Source organism: Arthrobacter sp. K4-10C (genome assembly GCF_059090085.1).
Genome location: NZ_JBNHFI010000003.1, coordinates 75,749 through 94,785, shown reverse-complemented (window position 1 = coordinate 94,785; position 19,037 = coordinate 75,749). Strand labels below are relative to the sequence as shown.

The window sequence follows — 19,037 nt, the reverse complement described above, 5'->3', positions numbered from 1 at the left end:
GTCAGGTGCCGCTCACGCCTCCGCCGCAGTGGTGCGGGGCGGTGGCACGCGACGGTTGCCAGTGGCTTCGAACGCCGCCGCCAGGTGCAGCAGTTCCGTGTCGGTGTAGGCCCTTCCGGCGATGGTCAGGCCTACCGGCATGCCAATGTCCGCGGCCAAGCCCATCGGAACCGTGACCGTGGGGATGCCCAGGTGCCGGGGGACCAGGTTCCCGTTGGCCACCCACACCCCGTTGCGCCAGGCAACGTCAGCCGAGGCCTCGTTGGTGTCGGCATCGGCGGGACCGATGTCCGCAACCGCCGGGAAGACAACAGCGTCCAGTCCCAGGCCGTCCATCCACTCTTCCAGGTCGATCCGCCGGGTTTCCTCCAGCCCTTTGAGCCCCTCCTCAAGATGCGGGATGCCGGTCAGGGACGGGACCCCGTGCTTGCGGATCCACGCGGGGTAATCGCTGATGTCGTCGTCGAACCCGTCATACCGGTCCGGCAGGGAACCGTCGGGCGCGGGAAAGATGGCGGCGCCGTCCACGTCCGCCAGCCGGTTGAGCCGCGGGTCGCCGTTGGCGTCGAGGAAGTCGTTCCACGACCAGGCTGAAAGGTCCACGATCTCGCGGCGCAGGTAGTCCGGGGAGACAAGGCCGCGTGTGGCGATGGTGGGTGCACCGGGCCGGTCGGCTTCGTAGTTGGAGACTACCGGGAAGTCCACCTCTACGACCTCGGCACCGGCGGCCTCCAGGTCCCTCCTCGCGGCGTTCCACAACTCGATGATGGATTCGCGGGTATGGATGCGCTGCCCCGTGGGCCCGCCGATCCCGGGCTCTGGTGCCGTTCCCGCACGAGGATCCGCGTTAATGTACATGCGCGGGATCCCCAACCGCTTGCCGGCCAGCACACCCGCGGCAGCAGCCGCAGTTGCGACCGCAAGCTCCCGGTAGGAGGCTGGCCGGATGTCGGATGCCCTGGGAATCGGCACCCAGGGCTGGACGCGCCAAAAGTCGCCGCGGGTTTCCGCGTCGTCCGCCACCACGACCTCCAGGACCTCAAGCAGGTCAGCCATGGTCCGGGTGTGGGGAACCACCACGTCCATGGTGGGAACCAGCGGCCAGTTGCCCCGCACCGAGATGACCCCGCGCGAGGGCGTGTAGGCGCACAACGCGTTGTTCGACGCCGGCGCCCGGCCTGAAGACCAGGTCTCCTCCGCGAGACCGAAGGCGGCGAAGCTGGCAGCTGTGGCCGTGCCGGAACCGTTGGAGGATCCTGAGGCGAAGGCCGCGGTGAGGTAGTCGGCGTTGTAAGGGCTCTCGGCGCGGCCGTATACGCCGCGCTGCATACCTCCGTTGGCCATCGGCGGCATGTTGGTCAGGCCGATCAGGACGGCACCTCCGGCGCGGAGCCGCTCAATGGTGAAGGCGTCCTTCCGGGCCACGAGGTCCTTGAAGGCGGGCGACCCAGCGGCCACCGTGAGGCCCCGCGCCTGGTAGCTGTCCTTCGCCGTGTACGGGATGCCGTCGAGGGGCCCGAGCGTGGCGCGCCGGGCCCGGCGTTCGTCTGAAGCTTTTGCGTCGGCCAGGGCGTCCGGGTTCATCACCACAAGCGAATTCAGGCGTATGCCGGATGAGTCATACTTCTCGATCCGCTCCAGGTACAGGCGCACCAGCTGCTCGCTGGTGACCTGTCCCGCTTCCAGGGCGGCACGAAGCCGGCCTATGCCGGCTTCGACGACGTTGAAACCGCCCGCGGTGCCCGGCTTGCTCGAGGTTTCCGCGAGTTTCATGACACACCTTCCTGTACTGCGTCTCCCTTTACTGCGTCTCCTTTTACGGCGGCGGGCTGTTGCTGGGTGATGCAGTGGATGCCGCCGCCGAAAGCGAAAATGTCGCGGGCGTCCACCAGTTCCACCGTCCGGCCCGGGTAGGCGCGCTCGAGGATGCCGGCGGCGATGGCGTCGTTTGGATCCGCGAAGGAGCAAAGCACCACCACGTTGTTTGCCACGTAGTGGTTGATGTAGGACCAGTCCACGAACCCTTCATCATCCTTCAGCACTGTGGGGGCGGGAACGTCGATAATCCTCAGGGGGCGGCCGTGGGCATCCAGCTCGCCCGACAGGACCGCCCGGAGCTCCCGGTAGACCTCGTAGTCCGGGTGGGCTGGGTCGTCCTGGCGGTGCAGCAGGATGGTGCCCGGGCCAGCGAACGCGGCCACGATGTCCACGTGCCCGCGGGTGCCGAATTCGTCGTAGTCCCGGGTGAGTCCACGGGGCAGCCAGAGTGCTTTGCTGGTGCCCAGCGCAGCATGGATTTCGGCTTCGACCGACTCCTTGGTGGCTCCCGGGTTGCGCCCCGGGTCGAGTTGGACAGTCTCCGTCAACAACACCGTTCCTGCACCATCCACATGGAATCCACCACCCTCGTTAACCAGGGCACTGGACCGGACGGGAACAGAACCTTCCGCGGCCACCCTCCGGGCCACATTCTGGTCCTTGCCCCAGGCCGCCCAGTCCTGCGCGCCCCAGCCGTTGAAGACCCAGTCGACGGCGGCCAGCGAGCCGTCCGGCCGGTGCACGAACGTGGGTCCGCTGTCCCGCAGCCAGGCGTCGTCAAGCGGGACCTCAATCACGGCAATGCCGCCGCCAAGCCATTCCCGCGCCGCAGTGGCGTCACGGGGATCGGCCACCACTGTGACGGGCTCGTAGCGGGCGATGGTCCGGGCCACTGTGGTCCAGGCCGCGCGGGCGCGGTCCAGGGTGGGACTTCCCACCGGGCCGAACGTGTCGTTAGGAGGCGGAAATGCCATCCAGGTGCCCTGGTGGGCCTCCCATTCAGCGGGCATGTACGTTGCCGGCGCCGGCTGGGCGGCAGGTACGGTCGGGGCGGGAACGGGTTTCATCTGTATTCCTGGGTCTTTCTGTTTGGCGTGCTTGGTTATTGAGGCGGGGTGGCCTAAGCGGGGACCGTGCTGGCGGTGCCGTGGGCAGCTGTGGAGGCTCCGGTGTCGTACGCCACCCTGCCGCCCACCACCGTGAGCCGGGCGGAGTTGGTGAGCAGTTCGGCGGCGTCCGCCTGGAGGGGGTTGGACTCCAGGACGGAGAAGTCAGCCAGGTAGCCGGCCGCGATCCTGCCCAGGCGGTCCTCGGCCCGGCAGGAGAAGGCGGCATCGCGGGTGGCGTGGCAGAACGCATCGGCAAGCTCCAGGGCGTAGTGCGGAAGGTTCGCTTCCAGCGTGGGGTCCAGAGCCGAGCGGCGGGTCGTCGCGATGTACATGTTGGGCAACGGCTGGTGCGGAGCCGTTGGCGCGTCCGTGCTCAGTGCAAGGATTGCTCCCGCTTCGGTGAACTCGGTCCAGGGGAATGCCCGTTCGCAGCGGTGGTCGCCCAGGACGCTGCGCCAGTTGTCCTGGATGGCCGGGTCCGCGTGGACTGGCTGCATGGATGCCACGACGCCGAGTGCGGCCAGGCGCAAGACGTTCGCCTCCGTGACCGTTTCCAGGTGCTCGATGCGGTGCCGGCGCTCCCGGGGTCCGTTGCGGCGGTACGCCTCTTCCAGCGCGTCCAGTGCTATGTCTGAAGCCTCGTCCCCGATGGCGTGGAGGGCGATCTGCAGGCCGGCGGCGTCGGCCGCGGCCACTACCGGGGTCAGGGACTGCCGGTCCCAGATGGGCTCGGCGCTGCTGCCGTCCGTGTAGGGTTCCTTCATGGCCGCCGTGCAGCTGTCGATGACGCCGTCCACCACCAGCTTGATGCCGCAGATCTGCAGCCACTCGCCGTCCAGCTCCGCCGCCAGCCGGGCCGTCCTTGCCACCTGGGCCAGGTTGTCGGCCTCCGATTCGTGGCGGGCCACCAACATGTGCCCTTTAACCCTGATGGGCAGGGTGCCGTTCCGCAGTTCCATCGCACGGCGGAAGGCGGCAAGGTCGTCATCCTGCACCGCCATGTCCACGGCTCCGGTCACGCCCACGGCGAGATAGTTGGCGAAGGCCTCTTCCAGCTGGGCATCACGGTCCTCATCCGTGGCGAATGCAGCGAGAGCCGGCCAGGCTATCTGCTGGGCCGCGGTCTCATAGAGCATGCCGTCAGCCTTGCCCGTCCGGGGATCACGGCCGATGCGTCCACCGATGGGATCGGGCGTACGGTCATCGATAGCCATTTCTGCCAGCGCGGCGCTGTTGACCCAGACGGAGTGGAGGTCATTGGCATCCAGGTACACGGGCCGGTCCGGTACCGCTTCATCCAGCAGCTGCCGGGTGGGAGCGTGGCCGTCCAGGGCACTGTAGAGCCAGCCGGCGCCAAGAATTCGGGGTGCATCACTTGCTGTGGCAGCGTTCCTCAGCCGCTGCTGCAGGTCGGCGAGGTTTTCGGCGTCCCGCAGCTGGATCTTCTGCAGGGCCTGGCCCATCATCAGCAGGTGCGTGTGGGCATCGATGAAGCCGGGCAGGACAAAGCCGCCGCCCAGGTCCACCTCGGCGGCACCTTTGCCCGCAGCCTTCCGGGCGCCGGCTTCGTCGCCTACGTGGATGAAGTGGGATCCTTCCACCGCGAAGGCGTCCGCAGGGGACCCCTCCGTGGTGAAGACCGTGGCGTTGGTGTAGAGGGTGCGTACAGGCAAGGGATTGCCTTCTGTCAGGTCGGGGCGGGGCATCAGACGATCGCCGCCTTGTTGATGTCGTGCGGAGGTGTGCTGGTTCCGGCCTGTTCCATCCGGACGGACATCCGGGAGATGAGGAGCAGGGGGATGGTCAGGACGAGGGTCATGCCTGCCAGGACGTAGCCGAGGACGTCGTACCCCGCCGCAGCGGAGACGAAGGTCCCAAAGAACGGGGCGAACGACGAGCCGATCAGATAGACGCCAAGGACCGGGGCGGACCAACGGCCTGATGCATCCAATGCCGCTGCCGTGGAAACGATGTAAATGAACGACAGCATGTAGATGGTGTTCCAGGCGATGATCACCGCCATGTACCAGCCGGGGTCGGTGACATTTCCGGACAGCATTTTGAGTGCGGCTCCGGCCACGAGCGCCAAGGCCAGCGGTGCTGTCCGGCCGAGCCGGCGCCCGGCGATTCCGATGAGGCCCGAGGCAAGGAGTCCGCCAAGGGTGGAGAGGCTGAGGACCAGGCCCATTCCGGTCTCGTCAAGCTGTGCCTGGTCCGCTCCCATGGTGGCGGCCACGGCCCACAGGGCATCTTCGCTGAGGGCCCACAGGGCGAAGCAGCCCAGCAGGCCGAAGCCCGCCATGGTTATGGTCTTTGGGCTCTTGCCTGCCCCGGCGGTTGCCAGTGGTGCGTTTTCAGTGCCCGTGGGGCTTCCCGGCAGCCAGGCGGTAGTGAAAAGGGCTGCCAGGGCAAGGCCGGCCAGGAGGCCGAATGCACTGCCCATGCCCGCGCCCAGTGCCGGAATGACGAAGAGAACCACGGAAACGATGACGCGGTTGGCGAAGCCGCTGATGCCGGAGGCGCGGTCCGGATTGCGGAGGGCTCCAAGTGCGGCACCGCCCGCTGAAACAGCCCCGCCGGCGCCAAGCCCGCCGAGCAGGACCCCGGTGACGACGACGGGTGCGGCCGGGATGAACGCAGCGGCTCCGAATCCTGCCGAAGCAAGCACAAGGCCTGCCCGTGCCACCAGGTACCTTCCGCTCCCAGCTGCCACCTTAGATGTCAACAGGCAGGCGATGGCACAGGCGAGGAGCGACCCGGTCATCAGTGTGCCTGCTGCGGTGTCTGAGAATCCCAGTTCCCCGGTCAAGGCGACGATCATGACTGGAACCAGGTTGGCGGTCATGAAGCCCACAACGCTGATGCCGAAAACCGAGACGGCCCGCTTGGGGGTCAGCCGGACACGCCCTGGGTAGTGATCGTCCTGGGACATGGACTTCTCCTTGCTGGAATGGAGTGAATGCCATCACAAAATGAATGACCTTCATTTATTAAAGGGGATGCTCCCCTGCCAGCACAAGGGTTTTAGTGAAAGGCTTTCAGAAACTTATGTTTGTTACCTGCCTGATCCCGGCCAAAAGCGCCTCCAAGCCGAATGCGAAGGCGGCATCCGAACGTTCTGCCGGGGATCCCAGCCCCGTGATGGCCGCCGTCAGTGCCGGGAAGTTGCCGGGCGGGGGAGACCAGACCACGTCGGGTGCGGTCAGTTCCAGTGCAGAACCGAGGACCAGGTAGTCCACGGCGGTGATGGCCGGAACAATGGCCGACGGGTCCAGGCCTGCCTTGTTCAGGACGATGGCCATGTCCTCATAGATCCGCATCACTCCGAGGTCCTGCACGGTTTGGGTCACCAGGAGCGGGACCAGCCGGGGGTGGTCCACCAGGCAGTCGCGGTATTCGTGGGCCAGGGTCCGGAGTGCCTCGTCCCACGGCAGGCTGGCCGGATCGAGGTGCTTCCGCTCGGCAAAGACGAGCCCGCGCATCAGCTCGATGATGTGTTCGCGGTTATCTATGTGGTTGTACAGGGAGGCCTGGCTGACGCCCAGTTTCTTTGCCACCTTGGGAAAACTGAAGTCTCCGGTGGCATCCACCAGGGACAGGGCGGCGCGGATGATGGCATCTACGGACAGCAGCGGTGATCGCGGGCGCGGCATGGGACTCCTTGGCACGGGACGGTCCGTTCAATGTAGCTGGACCTTCCGGTCCACGGCGGCCAGGATGGCCCGGGCCAGATCTGCCGGGCGGGTGAACTGCGGCCAGTGGCCGGTGGGCAGGTCCACGTATTCCACATCGCGGATTCGGGCTAGCTCGGCCACGAAGGGGTGGCCTGCCTCAATCCACTCGAGCAGCATGGCGGAAGGGAACTCGCAGGCGATAACGGTCGCTGGGACGTCATAGCGGTGCTCGTCGTGCAGGTGTTGCTGGTCGTAAGCCACGCCCCTGGGCTGGGGGATGGCCCGCGCGCGGAACCTTTGGCGGAGGCCGTCGTCGAGGTCCACCAGGTCGGCGTCTTCAAACCCTTCCCAGGGCGGCAGCGGAACATCATCGCCGTCGGCCGGCAGTTCATCGTTGATTACCCCGCCTTCCCCGAGGGGGCCGCTGTCCACGTAGATGGCCCGTTCAATCCTGTCCGGGCGCATGTCCACCACCCCGTGGATGATGGCCCCGCCACCGGAGTGGCCCACGAGCACCACCTTGCCGCCGGCGGCGTCCACTTCCGCCACGACGGCGTCGATGTGCTGGCGCAGGCCAATTCCGGCGCGGTCGGCGTCCACCGACTCAAGGCCCGGCAGGGTGAGGGGAAGCGTGCGGTGTCCCGCTGCCTCCAGCGCCGGCGTCACCTCGTCCCACGAAGAAGCGTCCAACCAAAAACCGGGAACGAGGATGATGTCCATGAGGGAACCCTACTCCCGGGGAAGGACAAAAGAGCGGCGGCTATGCCATCAGAAGGATGCCCGGAGCGTGGGGGCTTTTGCGGCGGGAAGGGCAGCAGTAGAGTCCGGAAGTAGCCCGCACGCCACGTCCACCCCAGCTGAGAGAGAGCACCAGATGGACCGACCCCAGCACCACCGTCAACAGCCCGGCAGGACCTCCGCCCCGGCTCTGCGAGGGAGGCCGGCGTAATGGGCGCTTCCTCCCCTGCACACCCCGCGGCACATGCAAAGCGCGAAACATTCTCGTCCCGCCGGCTGTTCATCCTCTCGGCCATCGGCTCCGCCGTAGGGCTGGGCAACATCTGGCGTTTCCCCTACATCGCCTACGACAACGGCGGCGGGGCCTTCCTCATCCCCTACCTCGTTGCCTTGCTGACGGCCGGCATTCCGCTGCTGTTCCTGGACTACGCCGTCGGGCATAAATTCCGTGGCTCCGCGCCGCTGGCCTACCGGCGCCTCCACCGCGCCGCCGAACCGCTCGGTTGGTGGCAGGTGCTGGTCTGCTTCGTCATCGCGGCGTACTACGCGGTCATTATCGCCTGGTCCCTCATGTACACCGTCTTTTCCTTCACCGAGGCATGGGGTGACGACGCCGAGGGCTTCTTTTTCGGAAGCTTCCTCAGCATCGCCGAAGCCCCAGGCCTGGGGTTCGACTACGTGCCGTCCGTGTTCTTCCCGCTGCTCCTGGTTTGGGCCGCCGTCATCCTCATCATGGTGGCCGGGATCCGGAAAGGCATCTCCCGTGCCAACGCCATCCTCCTGCCACTCCTGGTGGCAATGTTCGTCCTCCTGGTGCTCCAATCACTCTTCCTCCCCGGCGCGGCGGAAGGCCTCAACGCCTTCTTCACACCAGATTGGGCGGCGCTCGCGGATCCGGCCGTCTGGGCGGCAGCGTACGGACACATCTTCTTTTCCCTCTCCGTGGGCTACGGCATCATGGTCACCTATGCCTCCTACCTGAAGCGCAAGACAGACCTCACAGGCTCCGGAATGGTTGTTGCCTTCTCCAACTCCGGCTTCGAAATTTTGGCCGGCATCGGTGTATTCGCCGCCCTCGGATTCATGGCACAGGCAGCGGGGGCCGGCGTGAACGAGGTGGTGACGCAGGGCATCGGCCTGGCGTTCGTCGCGTTCCCCACCATCGTGTCCCAGGCCCCGTTTGGTGCCCTCATGGGCGTGCTGTTCTTCGGGTCATTGGTCTTCGCAGGCATCACGTCATTGATCTCGGTGCTGGAAGTCATCGTGGCCGCAGTGCAGGATAAGCTCGGCTGGGGCCGGATCCAGGCGTCGCTGGTGGTCAGCGTGCTGGTGGCGGCCGTCTCGCTGGGACTCTTCCCCACGGCCACGGGCCTCTACCTGCTCGACACGTCCGACGCTTTCGTCAACAGCTTCGGCATTACGCTCGGGGCCCTGGTCACCGTCGTGGTGCTCGCATGGTTCCTGCGCAGCCTGCCGCTGCTGTCCGCCCACTTGAACCGGATCTCCACCATCAAGATGCGGCGCGCATGGATGGTACTGGTGGCCGGCGTCGTCCCGCTGGCACTGATCTACATGGTGTCGAATGAGTTCATCAGCAAGATATCCACCACATATGAGGGCTACCCGGAGTGGTTTGTCGGCATCTTTGGCTGGGGCATGGCAGCGGCACTGGTAGTCGTGGCGCTGGTGCTGACTTTCATTCCATGGAGCAGCGGATCCAAGGCCCACCACGATCCCGAATACGACGCCGTGGTTGCCGACGAGGCTAAGGAGAAGGCACAGTGACACCCATCGCCATCACCATGATGATCATCGCCATTGTCACTGTCTGGGGAGGTCTGGCCCTGGCGCTGGTCAACCTGAAACGGCATCCGGAGGACGAAGGCGCGCTGCCTGAGGAGCGCGCCCCGGAACTCTGATCGCCGCCACATTGACGGGAGTGCGTGCAGCGCCGGAGAGGGCGCTGCACTCCAGGCTTACCTGCTGCCGCGAGAAGCCGGGAAAGGGACCGCGTCCGTCGCAGCCTTGCCATGGGCGTTCTGGAACACTGCCCGTACCAGCAGGCCGCCATCACCACCTCCGCCGGCGGGCAGGTCCAGCGTCGAGCGGTAGGTGCCTTCGTCCGTCCGCTTCGTCACCGGCTGATGTTCCGCTGGCTGCCAGCTTGCGCCGCCGTCGTTCGAGGTTTCCCAGACTGCCACCGGACCCGGCGTGCCGCCGGCGGTGGCTGCGAACGTGGCGGTGCTGCCGGCCGTGGTGGCCTTGGGTTGCTTCAGGACCGACGGCGGTTCCACCGTCTGGTTGAACGCCGGCCAGCCGTCCGCCCAGTCGATTTTCTGGATTCCGAGGGTGGGGAAGTACGGGATGTTTTGGTTGGAACCGTCGTAGTAGTGGAAGGCCAGGTAGTCGCCGAAGACGGACTGCCCGCCGGGGCCTCTGATGGCGCCGTGGGAATCCAGGACCACCGAGCCGCCGCCGCCGAACATGTCGCGCCCTTCCTTGTCCAGGTACGGGCCTTTCACGGAGGTGGACCGGCCCACGGCGACCTTGTACGTTGAGTCTCCGCCGCGGCAGCAGAAATCAAACGAGACGAACAAGTAGTAGTAGTCCCCGTGTTTTGTAATGTACGGCGCCTCGACCGGGTTCCCGGGGATGAACCGGTCCGCAATGTTCACGGTCTTGGACTGCCAGTCCGCCACAGGCTTTCCGCTGGGCCATTCGAGGGGGACCAGGAAGATTCCGTACCAGAATGAACCGATGGCCATGTAGGGGGTGCCGTCAGCGTCTTCGATGATGCCGGCGTCGATGGCGTTGAAGGTCTTGGCAGGATTGTTTGGGTCAAGGCCGGTGGCGGGGGAGGAAACCACCATGCCCTGGTCCACCCATTCATAGTCTGGGTCGGCGGGGTCCAGCGTGGTGTTGGTGGCCACTGCCGTCAGGGACTTGTTGCCGCCGAAGCGGGAGGCCGAGTAATAGAGGTAGTACGTGCCGTTGTGTTCGGTGATTTCCGGCGCCCAGAGGTTGCCGGGCAGCTCGCCGTCGGAGAAATGCTCGTCTATCCAGGAGGGAATCCGGTCCCAGACGGTTCCGGTGTAGGCCCAGGTGGTGCCTTGGTCGCGCGAGGACCAGACCTGGATTGTGCCGCCGTTCTCCCTGTTCACGAGGCCGGTTGAATACACGTACCAGGTGCCGTCCTCGGCCACGATCAGGGCCGGGTCGTGGATGGGGGAGGTCTGTCCCACCACCGTCTTGCCGCCGGTAAGGTCGGCTTGGAACTTCTGTTCAGCCGCCGGGGCCTTGCCGCGGATGGCGGCTGAGGTGCCGGTGTTGCTTTGCGGGCTGGCGGTCGTCGGGAGGGCTATCGCGGTCAGGGCAACGCCAAGCGCTGCTGCCAATCCTGCGGCGCGAAGCGCCCAGGAACGTGACGTCGTCATCACGTGGTCCTTCCAGAAAGTGGATGCGGAAATGGTGTCGGCAGCCCGGGGATGCGTCCGGCCGGTCGTTTGTTGCAACGTTGTAACGCAAAATATGGCATGGAGCGGGGCGGGGGTCAAGGACCGGTTGGCGACTTGAACTATCTTCCCAATGGGCCTTGACGCCACCTCAATCGTCATGTGATGGTTCTTACAACGTTGCAAACGAGACGCCCTGGATGCAGGTCCGCGACCGCGGACACGTGGGGCGCCCGGCACCCATTCAAGTGACAAGTTTTTGTCCAAACCGGAAGGACTGCGTGATGATGAAGTCACGTCGCATGGCCGCTGCACTGGCACTTTTTACCGCCGCCGGCCTGATGCTCGGCGGATGTTCCGCCCCCAACTCCGACAGCGGTGAAAAGAAGCTCACCTTCATGTTCCGCGGAGGTGAAGACGAGAAAAAGGCCTACGAAAAGGCGGTCTCCCAGTTCGAAGCGGACAACGGGGTGGACGTGGAAATCATCGTCACCACCGCGGACCAGTATGCAACAAAGCTGAAGGCGGCCATCGCCGGTAAGCAGGTTCCGGACGTCTTCTACATTGGCCCCGGTGACGTCCAGGCCTATGTGCAGAACGGCATCGTCAAGGACATCACCGAGTACGTTGAGGGCTCGGACACGATCGACCTGGACAACATCTGGGAATACGGCGTGGACAGCTACCGGTACGACGGCAAGCGCGTGGGCGAAGGCGCCATCTATGCCCTGCCCAAGGACGTTGGCCCGTTCTCTTTCGGCTACAACAAGACCATGCTCGAGAAGGCCGGCATTCCTCTTCCAGACAAGGACAAGCCGTACACCTTCGACGAGTTCGTGGCGGCCGCGAAGAAGCTCACCCAGGACACCAATGGAGACGGCACCCTTGACCAGTGGGGCACCGGTCTGAACGTCCAGTGGAACCTGCAGCCCTTCGTTTGGTCCAACGGCGGCGACTGGCTCAATGAGGACCGGACGAAGGTAACTGTGGATACGCCCGAGTTCGCGGAATCCCTGCAGTGGTTCGCGGATCTCCAGAATGTCCACGGAGTCACGCCCTCGGTGGCGGAAGCGCAGACCCTGGATACCTACCAGCGCTGGATGAAGGGCGAAATCGGGTTCTTCCCCGTCGCGCCGTGGGACCTGTCCACCTACCAGAAGCTTGGCTTCGAGTGGGACGTCATCCCCTATCCGGCCGGTGACAGCGGGGAAACGGCCAGCTGGATCGGCACGCTGGGCATCGCCGTCTCCGAAAGCACCAAGTACCCGGAGGATGCCGTCAAGCTTGTTGAGTACCTGACAGCCAACAAGGAGGCCCAGCAGAGCCTGGTAGACGCGGGCATCCAGATTCCGAACCTCAAGGACATGGCCGAGGCCTGGGCTGCGGACACCAGCACCAAGCCGGCCAACAAGGCGGAGTTCCTTGAAATCGTCAAGGACTACGGGCGCGCACTTCCGGGCGGCAACACCTATAACGCCGAGTGGTACGACGAGCTGTTCACCAACATCCAGCCTGTCCTGGACGGCAAGCAGACCGCGGCGGATTACCTCAAGGAAGCCCAGCCCAGGATGCAAGAGTTCCTGGACTCCGCCAACCAGCAGGCCGGCAACTGACCATGTCGTCAACCCTCACGCGGCAGCGCCGCTCACGGCTGCACCGGAAGGAACATCAGGCCGCGCTGGCGTTCGTAGCCATTCCGGTGCTGGGGTTCATCCTCTTCACCCTGTTCCCGCTGCTGTTCTCCGTGTATGCGTCCTTCACCAACTGGAACGGCATCGCCGCGCCGGTGTGGAAGGGGCTGGACAACTACACGAAAATGTTCGGTGACCGCTACTTCCTGCAATCCCTGTGGAACACGCTGTACATGATGATCGGCATTCCGATCGGGCTGGTCATCTCCCTGGCACTGGCACTGGCCATGAACCGCAAGATGCGCGGGACAACCTTCTTCCGCACCGTGTACTACGTCCCCGTCATCTCCTCCATTGCCGCCGTCGCCATCTTGTGGCAGTGGGCCTTCAACGGAGACTTCGGACTCATCAACCAGGGCCTGGCTCTGGTGGGGATCGACGGCCCCAACTGGCTGCAGGACACCGCCACCGTCAAGCCGGCACTGATCATCATGGCTATCTGGAAGGGCCTGGGCTACTCCATGCTGCTCTACCTTGCGGCACTGCAGTCGGTGCCCCGCTACCTCTACGAGGCAGCAGCGCTCGACGGCGCCACAGCGTGGCAGCAGTTCCGTCACATCACCATCCCGATGGTCCGGCCGGTTACCTTCTTCCTGATCGTCACCAGCATCATCGGTGGTTCGCAGATCTTCGTGGAGATCAACATCATGACCCCCACCGGCGGCCCGGAATTCGAGTCGGCCACCATTGTTTGGTACATCTGGCAAAAAGCGTTCGACAACCTGCAAATGGGCTACGCCTCCGCCATGTCCGTTGTGCTGGGGCTGCTGGTGTTCATCATTACCTTCATCCAGTTCCGGCTTAACCGCCGCAACCAGTTCTCGATCGATTGAGGCAGGCAGCCATGTCCGCACAGAACGTGATCACCACCCCTCCGTTGGAGCCGCAGGACACCATCGCTGACGGAAGCGCCCGCAGAGGTGCCAGCACCGGCAGGCTTCCGGCGGAGCGGACCGTCAAGGAACGGGCCCGGCTGGGCAACATCATCACCACGCTTATCCTCTCCCTGGGTGCCGTGATCATGATTGCCCCGTTGGCTTGGACCTTCTCCACTTCGCTAAAAACCAAGGACGGAGTTTTCGAGCTGCCGCCGCAGTGGATTCCGGACCCGTTTGTCTGGGAGAACTACGCCCGGATATGGACTGCCGGTCCGCTGCTCAGCGGCATCCAGAACAGCCTGATCGTGGCCTGCTCCGTGACTGTCGTTGGCTCCCTGACCTCAGCCCTCGCGGCCTTCGCCTTCGCCAAGATGCGCATGCCGTTCAAGAACGTACTGTTCCTGGGGCTGCTGTCCGGGCTCATGATTCCATTCCCCACCCTGATGATTCCGCAGTTCACCATGTTCGCCGGGGTCGGCTGGGTGGATACCCTGCTTCCGCTGATCGTGCCGGGACTGTTTGGGAATATCATCATGATCTTCTTCCTGCGCCAGTTCCTGAACAGCGTCCCGGATTCGATCGTGGAGGCGGCGCGGATTGATGGCGCGTCGTACCTCCAGATCTTCTGGACGCTCATCATGCCCGCCATCCGCCCGGCGCTCGCAGCCCAGTTCATCCTCTGGTTCATGGCGGTGTGGAACGACTACCTGGCACCGATCATCTACCTGAACTCACCGGGTACCCAGACGCTCCAGCTGGTGATCGCCAACTTCAACGCCCAGTACGCCATCCAGACCGATTACCCGTTGATCATGGCGGCATCGTTCATCGCACTGCTGCCGGTCCTGGTCGTCTTCATCGTCTTCCAGCGCCAGATCATCGAATCCATTGCTCTCTCCGGATCCAAGGGCTGACCCATGCACCACACCAATCTAACGTCCGCTGTATTGCCCGAACTGGCCCCGGCGGAGACCACTTCCGATCCCGCAGCGTGGGGTGCCCGCCACGCCCACGACCCCACAATAGTGCGCGACGACGACGGCACCTATTACCTGTTCTCCACAGACGCGGTGGCCAACTCGGAAAATATTCCTGCAGGGGTACATATTCGGACGTCCACCGACCTGGTGCAGTGGGCCTACACGGGAACAGCGTTCGACGACGGCGTTCCACCCGCCGCCGCCGCGTGGTCCGGGGCGCAAGGACTGTGGGCCCCGGAAGTGGTCCGCTGGCCGGGAGGCGGCTGGCACATGTACTACTCCGCCTCCACGTTCGGCTCCAACACCTCAGCCATCGGGCTCGCAGTGGCACCTTCCCCTGCCGGTCCCTGGGAGGACCGCGGCCTCGTGGTGGCAACCCGGGCCGGTGAACAGACCCAAAATGCCATCGATGCGGCTGTCACGTTCGACCGGGACGGCCAGCCCTGGCTGACGTACGGCTCCTTCTTTTCGGGCATCTACACGCTTCCGCTCGATCCCGCGTCCGGAACGCCCCTGCTTGCCGGTGACCTGGGAACGTGCATTGCGCGCCGGGGCGCCTCGGTGGAGCGGGCCATAGAAGGCGCCTTTATCCTCTACCGCCCCGAGGAGGACCGCTACGTCCTGTTCTGCTCCTACGATTCCCTTTTCAGCTCCTACAACATCCGTGTGGCGGTGGCGGACCACATCACCGGCCCCTACGTTGATCATCAAGGACTGTCCTTGATGGATGCAGGCGCTCCACCGGCGCTGGCCGGCACCAAGGTGCTGGGCAGCTACCGGTTCAGCGGCGGCACAGGCTGGCTGGCCCCGGGGCACAACTCTGTCCTGACGCAGGACGGGGCTGACGGCACCCCCGAGCACTTTCTGGCGCACCATGTGCGATTTGCCGATGATCCCACCCAGCACCTGGTCCAGGTGCGGCGCCTGTTTTTCAACGCTGCCGGATGGCCGGTGGTGTCCCCGCAGCCCTACGCCGGGCACAGGCTTGAAATCCTGCCCGCGCCGGTTCCCGTCGGCGGCTGCTGGCAGGTGCTCAGGTTCGATCCGCAATCCACCGAAACTGTGCAGGGCGTAACCGTCCGGATCGCCTGTGCGGATGAGGGCCCGTCTGTTCCGGTGGCTGCAGGACCAGCCGGGCGGTTCCGCCTGACGGTGCACACCCTTACCGGACACCATCCGGGCGGAACCGCCGTGGAGCTGGACGCCGTTGTCTTTGGATCGTGGGACTGGGTCCGCAACAGGACAGCCCTGTCGTTCAGTGGCATCGACTCGGACGGCGTGGTGTGGAGCGGCACCCGGGAGGAGTGGCCGTGAACGACGCTCCGGTGGGATGGTCGGGACGGCTCATGGAGTGGCTGGATTTCGCCACCCGGCTGGTCCTGGTCAATGTGCTCTTTGTGGCCGGATCACTTGCCGGCCTGGTGCTCCTGGGCGTGTTTCCGGCAGCTGTTGCTGCCACCACCGTCCTGGCGAGGCTGCGCGCAGGTGAGAGCAACCACTTGGTCCGGGACTTTGCCACCGCCTACCGCGCCCGGTTCCTGCACGCCAACCGGGTGGGCAGCCTTTTTTGGGCGGCGGCCCTGGTGCTGTTCCTCAACCTTGCCGCCGTGCCGGCCGGGGTCTCCTCTGTCCACGCCGTGCTGCTGATTCTGTCCTGCGGGGCTGGAGCAGTCACCCTCGCCGCGGCGGCAACGGCCGTGACACTCTGCAGCCGGTTCCGGGACACCGTCCGGAACACCTGGAAAGCGGCCTTCATCCTCCCGCTGGCCTCGCCCGGCACGGGTCTGCCATTGCTGGGAGGCATGGCTGCCCTCGCAGTAATTTTCATCGCCGTGCCGGTGCTTGTCCCGCTGGCTGGCGCTTCCGTCCCGCTGCTGCTCTGCGGGGCCGTCGTCGGGCGCGGGCTGGACGCGCTGCAGACTACTGGTCCGCGCTCTGCGGCCGCCGGGGACGCGGGGCACCTCTCCGCCTAGATCCCATGACCAGTCCTGTAGATCCCTCAAACCCAACCCTACTTCTACAACGTTATACAAGAACAGGAAGAACACCCGTGACCATCACCTCTCCGTCCGCAGAAGACGCCACAATCGCCATCGAGGCACCTACTGTCATCACCGTCGACCGTTCGGCTGTGGTAGCCCCGGTCAACCGCCGCATCTTCGGTTCCTTCGTAGAGCACCTGGGCCGCTGCGTCTATGACGGCATCTACGAGCCCGGCCACCCCACCGCCAACGAGGACGGCTTCCGCCTGGACGTCATCGAACTCGTCAAGGAGCTCGGCTCCAGCACCATCCGCTACCCCGGCGGCAACTTCGTCTCCGGCTACCGCTGGGAGGACGGCGTTGGCCCCCGGGACCAGCGCCCGGTCCGCCGTGACCTGGCCTGGCACTCGCTGGAGTCCAACCAGGTTGGCCTGGATGAATTTGCCCGCTGGTGCAAGCTCACCGGCTCGGAGCTCATGATGGCCGTCAATCTGGGAACGCGCGGGATCGAGGCCGCCCTTGACCTGCTGGAGTACACGAACCACCCGTCCGGCACGGCGCTCAGCGAGCAGCGCATCGCCAACGGGGCGAAGGATCCGTACAACATCCGTATGTGGTGCCTGGGCAACGAGATGGACGGACCGTGGCAGATCGGCCACATGTCCGCCGAAGACTACGGAAAGCTCGCGGCCCGCACCGCGTCCGCGATGAAGACGGCGGACAAGAACCTGGAACTCGTCGTCTGCGGCTCGTCCGGATCCTCCATGCCCACATTTGGCGAATGGGAGCGCGTGGTCCTCGAGCACAGCTACAACTACGTGGACTACATCTCCTGCCACGCCTACTACCAGGAACGCAACGGGGACCTGGGTTCCTACCTCGCGTCTTCCCTCGACATGCAGTACTTCATCGAGACCGTGGTGGCCACTGCCGACCACGTCAAGCACAAGCTCAAGAGCAAGAAGACCATCCAGCTCTCCTTTGACGAGTGGAACATCTGGTACCTGGACGAGCACCAGGCTTCCGACGAGGTCAACGAGGAATGGACGCACGCCCCGCGCCAGCTCGAGGACACCTACTCCGTGGCCGACGCCGTGGTGTTCGGCAACCTGCTGATGACGCTCCTCAAGAACCACGACCGGGTCGCCGCCGCATCCCTCGCCCAGCTGGTCAACGTGATCGCGCCGATCATGACCGAACCAGGCGGTGCCACCTGGCGGCAGACCACGTTCTTCCCGTTCTCCGTCACGTCCCGCCTGGCGAAGGGCGAGGTCCTCAAGCCCCGGATCGAGGCCGGCACATACACGACGGCGGTGTACGGCGAAGCCCCGCTGGTGGACTCGGTTGCAACCACCGAGGCCGCTACCGGAGAATCCGCCATCTTCCTGGTCAACCGCAGCCAGACGGAGGCCATCGACGTGACCGTCAACGTGGCGGAACTCAATGCCACCGTCATCACCGAGGCCGTGACCCTGCACGATGCGGACGTCTACGCCAAGAACACCCTGCAGGACCAGGACCGGGTGGGCCTCAAGCAACTTGAGGGCGCCGTCCTCGAGGAGGGAATCCTGACAGTGACGCTTCCCCCGGTGTCCTGGTCCGCCGTCGCCCTGGGCTGATCCGGCCAGGCCTGCGGTGCCGGGCCTATGCGGGGGCAGTGCCCGCCGTGGACTCCCGGGCCACCACCTGGAATGCCGTCTCGACTTCGCGGGGCGGCATTCCGTCCGGATCCTTGATCCGTTCCATCAGCATCCGGATGGCGGTTTCGGCGATCTCGATGCGGCCGGGGTCCACGGTGCTGAGCGTGGGAAGGGTGTACCGGGTTTCGTCCAGGTCGTCGAAACCGATGACGGCCACGTCGTCCGGTACACGGAAGCCGGCCTCCTGGAGCACGCGCACTGCACCCTGGGCCAGCGTGTCGTTCAGCCCAAAGACGGCGTCGAACATGGCGCCGCGATCAAGCAGGTCATGCATGGCGGCCGCACCGTTGGAACGGTGCCAGTCCACCACGTAGGCCACGAGGCCGTCGTCGTACGGGATGCCCCTGGCCTCAAGTGCCTCGCGGTAGCCGCGGAGGCGCAGGCCTGCGGAGCCGATGATCTCACCCTCGTGGGCCCCCACCACGGCGATCCGCTTCCGGCCCAGGTCCAGCAGATGCTCGGTGGCTGCGCGCGCAGCCGGCACGTTCTGCATGGTGACGTGGTCTGACGTACTGTCGAAGATGCGCTCGCCAAGGAGCACGATCGGCACGTCGGCCTTGATCAGGTCCGCATCCTCCTGCCCAAGCGCCAGCGGGCTGAAAATCAGGCCGTCGGACATCTTCAACCGCGGGCTCGCCATCACCTCAAGTTCCCGGCCACGGTCCGCGCCGGTCTGCTCAACCAGCACCACCAGCCCGCGCTTCGCCGCAGCTTCAATCACGGCATCGGCCAGCTCGGCGAAGTAGGGAAGGCTCAGCTGGGGCAGTGCCAGGGTGATCGCCCCGGTGTGTCCGGAGCGCAGGCTGCGGGCGGTGAGGTTGGGACGGTAGCCCAGCTCATGGATTGCCTGCTCCACCTTGGCACGCGTGGAGTCCCGGACATGCGGGTGGTTGTTGATGACGTTCGACACCGTTTTGAAGGACACGCCTGCCACCCGGGCAACGTCGTGGAGCGTAGCCGCCATGGTGGTTCCCCCGTGGAATCGTCTCAAGCCCGCAGGCCGGTCACGCTGATT

Annotated in this window: 16 protein-coding genes; 8 read left to right on the top strand and 8 right to left on the bottom strand. The window is 65.2% G+C overall.

Going from position 1 to position 19,037, the window contains the following annotated elements:
• Positions 1–12: 12 nt before the first annotated feature.
• From AC5RUU_RS04950 to AC5RUU_RS04925, 6 genes are all read right to left on the bottom strand, one after another.
• Entirely contained in the window at positions 13–1,773 is a 1,761-nt protein-coding gene (locus AC5RUU_RS04950; protein WP_493974105.1) for an amidase, read from the bottom strand.
• Positions 1,770–2,885, bottom strand: coding sequence for an agmatine deiminase family protein (locus AC5RUU_RS04945; RefSeq protein ID WP_493974104.1), 1,116 nt, complete (start codon positions 2,883–2,885; stop codon positions 1,770–1,772). The genes AC5RUU_RS04950 and AC5RUU_RS04945 overlap by 4 nt, the downstream gene beginning before the upstream one ends.
• Before the next feature lie 53 nt (positions 2,886–2,938).
• Entirely contained in the window at positions 2,939–4,600 is a 1,662-nt protein-coding gene (locus AC5RUU_RS04940) for an amidohydrolase (protein ID WP_493974103.1), read from the bottom strand.
• A 32-nt stretch (positions 4,601–4,632) separates the two neighbouring features.
• Positions 4,633–5,859, bottom strand: a complete 1,227-nt coding sequence (locus AC5RUU_RS04935) for an MFS transporter (RefSeq protein WP_493974102.1) — start codon at positions 5,857–5,859, stop codon at positions 4,633–4,635.
• A gap of 106 nt (positions 5,860–5,965) precedes the next feature.
• Entirely contained in the window at positions 5,966–6,580 is a 615-nt protein-coding gene (locus AC5RUU_RS04930) for a TetR/AcrR family transcriptional regulator C-terminal domain-containing protein (protein ID WP_493974101.1), read from the bottom strand.
• Positions 6,581–6,607: 27 nt separating this feature from the next.
• Complete coding sequence (locus AC5RUU_RS04925) at positions 6,608–7,321, bottom strand: alpha/beta fold hydrolase (RefSeq protein ID WP_493974100.1); 714 nt, start codon at positions 7,319–7,321, stop codon at positions 6,608–6,610.
• 228 nt (positions 7,322–7,549) lie between these two features.
• Between AC5RUU_RS04925 and AC5RUU_RS04920 the strand changes: the two genes are divergently transcribed.
• Together AC5RUU_RS04920 and AC5RUU_RS04915 are read left to right on the top strand one after the other, a co-directional pair.
• Positions 7,550–9,124 carry a sodium-dependent transporter gene (locus tag AC5RUU_RS04920; RefSeq protein WP_493974099.1) on the top strand — a complete coding sequence of 525 codons (1,575 nt, stop codon included), beginning with the start codon at positions 7,550–7,552 and terminating at the stop codon, positions 9,122–9,124.
• Positions 9,121–9,258: a methionine/alanine import family NSS transporter small subunit gene (locus AC5RUU_RS04915; RefSeq protein ID WP_493974098.1), complete on the top strand. Its 138-nt coding sequence runs from the start codon at positions 9,121–9,123 to the stop codon at positions 9,256–9,258. Before AC5RUU_RS04920 ends, AC5RUU_RS04915 begins: the two co-directional genes overlap by 4 nt.
• 57 nt (positions 9,259–9,315) lie before the next feature.
• Here AC5RUU_RS04915 and AC5RUU_RS04910 read toward each other — a convergent pair whose 3' ends face one another.
• Positions 9,316–10,773, bottom strand: coding sequence for an arabinan endo-1,5-alpha-L-arabinosidase (locus tag AC5RUU_RS04910; protein ID WP_493974097.1), 1,458 nt, complete (start codon positions 10,771–10,773; stop codon positions 9,316–9,318).
• A 302-nt stretch (positions 10,774–11,075) separates the two neighbouring features.
• Between AC5RUU_RS04910 and AC5RUU_RS04905 the strand changes: the two genes are divergently transcribed.
• The 6 genes from AC5RUU_RS04905 (at position 11,076) to arfA (ending at position 17,941) form a co-directional block, all read left to right on the top strand.
• The gene (locus AC5RUU_RS04905; RefSeq protein WP_493974096.1) at positions 11,076–12,404 is read left to right on the top strand and encodes an ABC transporter substrate-binding protein; all 1,329 of its coding nucleotides are present in this window, start codon (positions 11,076–11,078) and stop codon (positions 12,402–12,404) included.
• 2 nt (positions 12,405–12,406) lie between these two features.
• A complete protein-coding gene (locus AC5RUU_RS04900; RefSeq protein WP_493974095.1) occupies positions 12,407–13,315 on the top strand; it encodes a carbohydrate ABC transporter permease in 909 nt (302 codons plus the stop codon).
• An 11-nt stretch (positions 13,316–13,326) separates the two neighbouring features.
• Positions 13,327–14,274 carry a carbohydrate ABC transporter permease gene (locus AC5RUU_RS04895; protein ID WP_493974094.1) on the top strand — a complete coding sequence of 316 codons (948 nt, stop codon included), beginning with the start codon at positions 13,327–13,329 and terminating at the stop codon, positions 14,272–14,274.
• 3 nt (positions 14,275–14,277) lie between these two features.
• Positions 14,278–15,654, top strand: coding sequence for an arabinan endo-1,5-alpha-L-arabinosidase (locus AC5RUU_RS04890; protein WP_493974093.1), 1,377 nt, complete (start codon positions 14,278–14,280; stop codon positions 15,652–15,654).
• The gene (locus tag AC5RUU_RS04885; RefSeq protein WP_493974092.1) at positions 15,651–16,313 is read left to right on the top strand and encodes a YesL family protein; all 663 of its coding nucleotides are present in this window, start codon (positions 15,651–15,653) and stop codon (positions 16,311–16,313) included. The genes AC5RUU_RS04890 and AC5RUU_RS04885 overlap by 4 nt, the downstream gene beginning before the upstream one ends.
• A gap of 77 nt (positions 16,314–16,390) precedes the next feature.
• Positions 16,391–17,941, top strand: coding sequence for an arabinosylfuranosidase ArfA (gene arfA / locus AC5RUU_RS04880; RefSeq protein WP_493974091.1), 1,551 nt, complete (start codon positions 16,391–16,393; stop codon positions 17,939–17,941).
• 25 nt (positions 17,942–17,966) lie between these two features.
• Here the strand turns inward: arfA and AC5RUU_RS04875 are convergent, their stop codons facing one another.
• Positions 17,967–18,986 (bottom strand): LacI family DNA-binding transcriptional regulator, encoded by a 1,020-nt coding sequence (locus AC5RUU_RS04875; RefSeq protein ID WP_493974090.1) that lies wholly within the window; start codon positions 18,984–18,986, stop codon positions 17,967–17,969.
• Positions 18,987–19,037 lie beyond the last annotated feature (51 nt).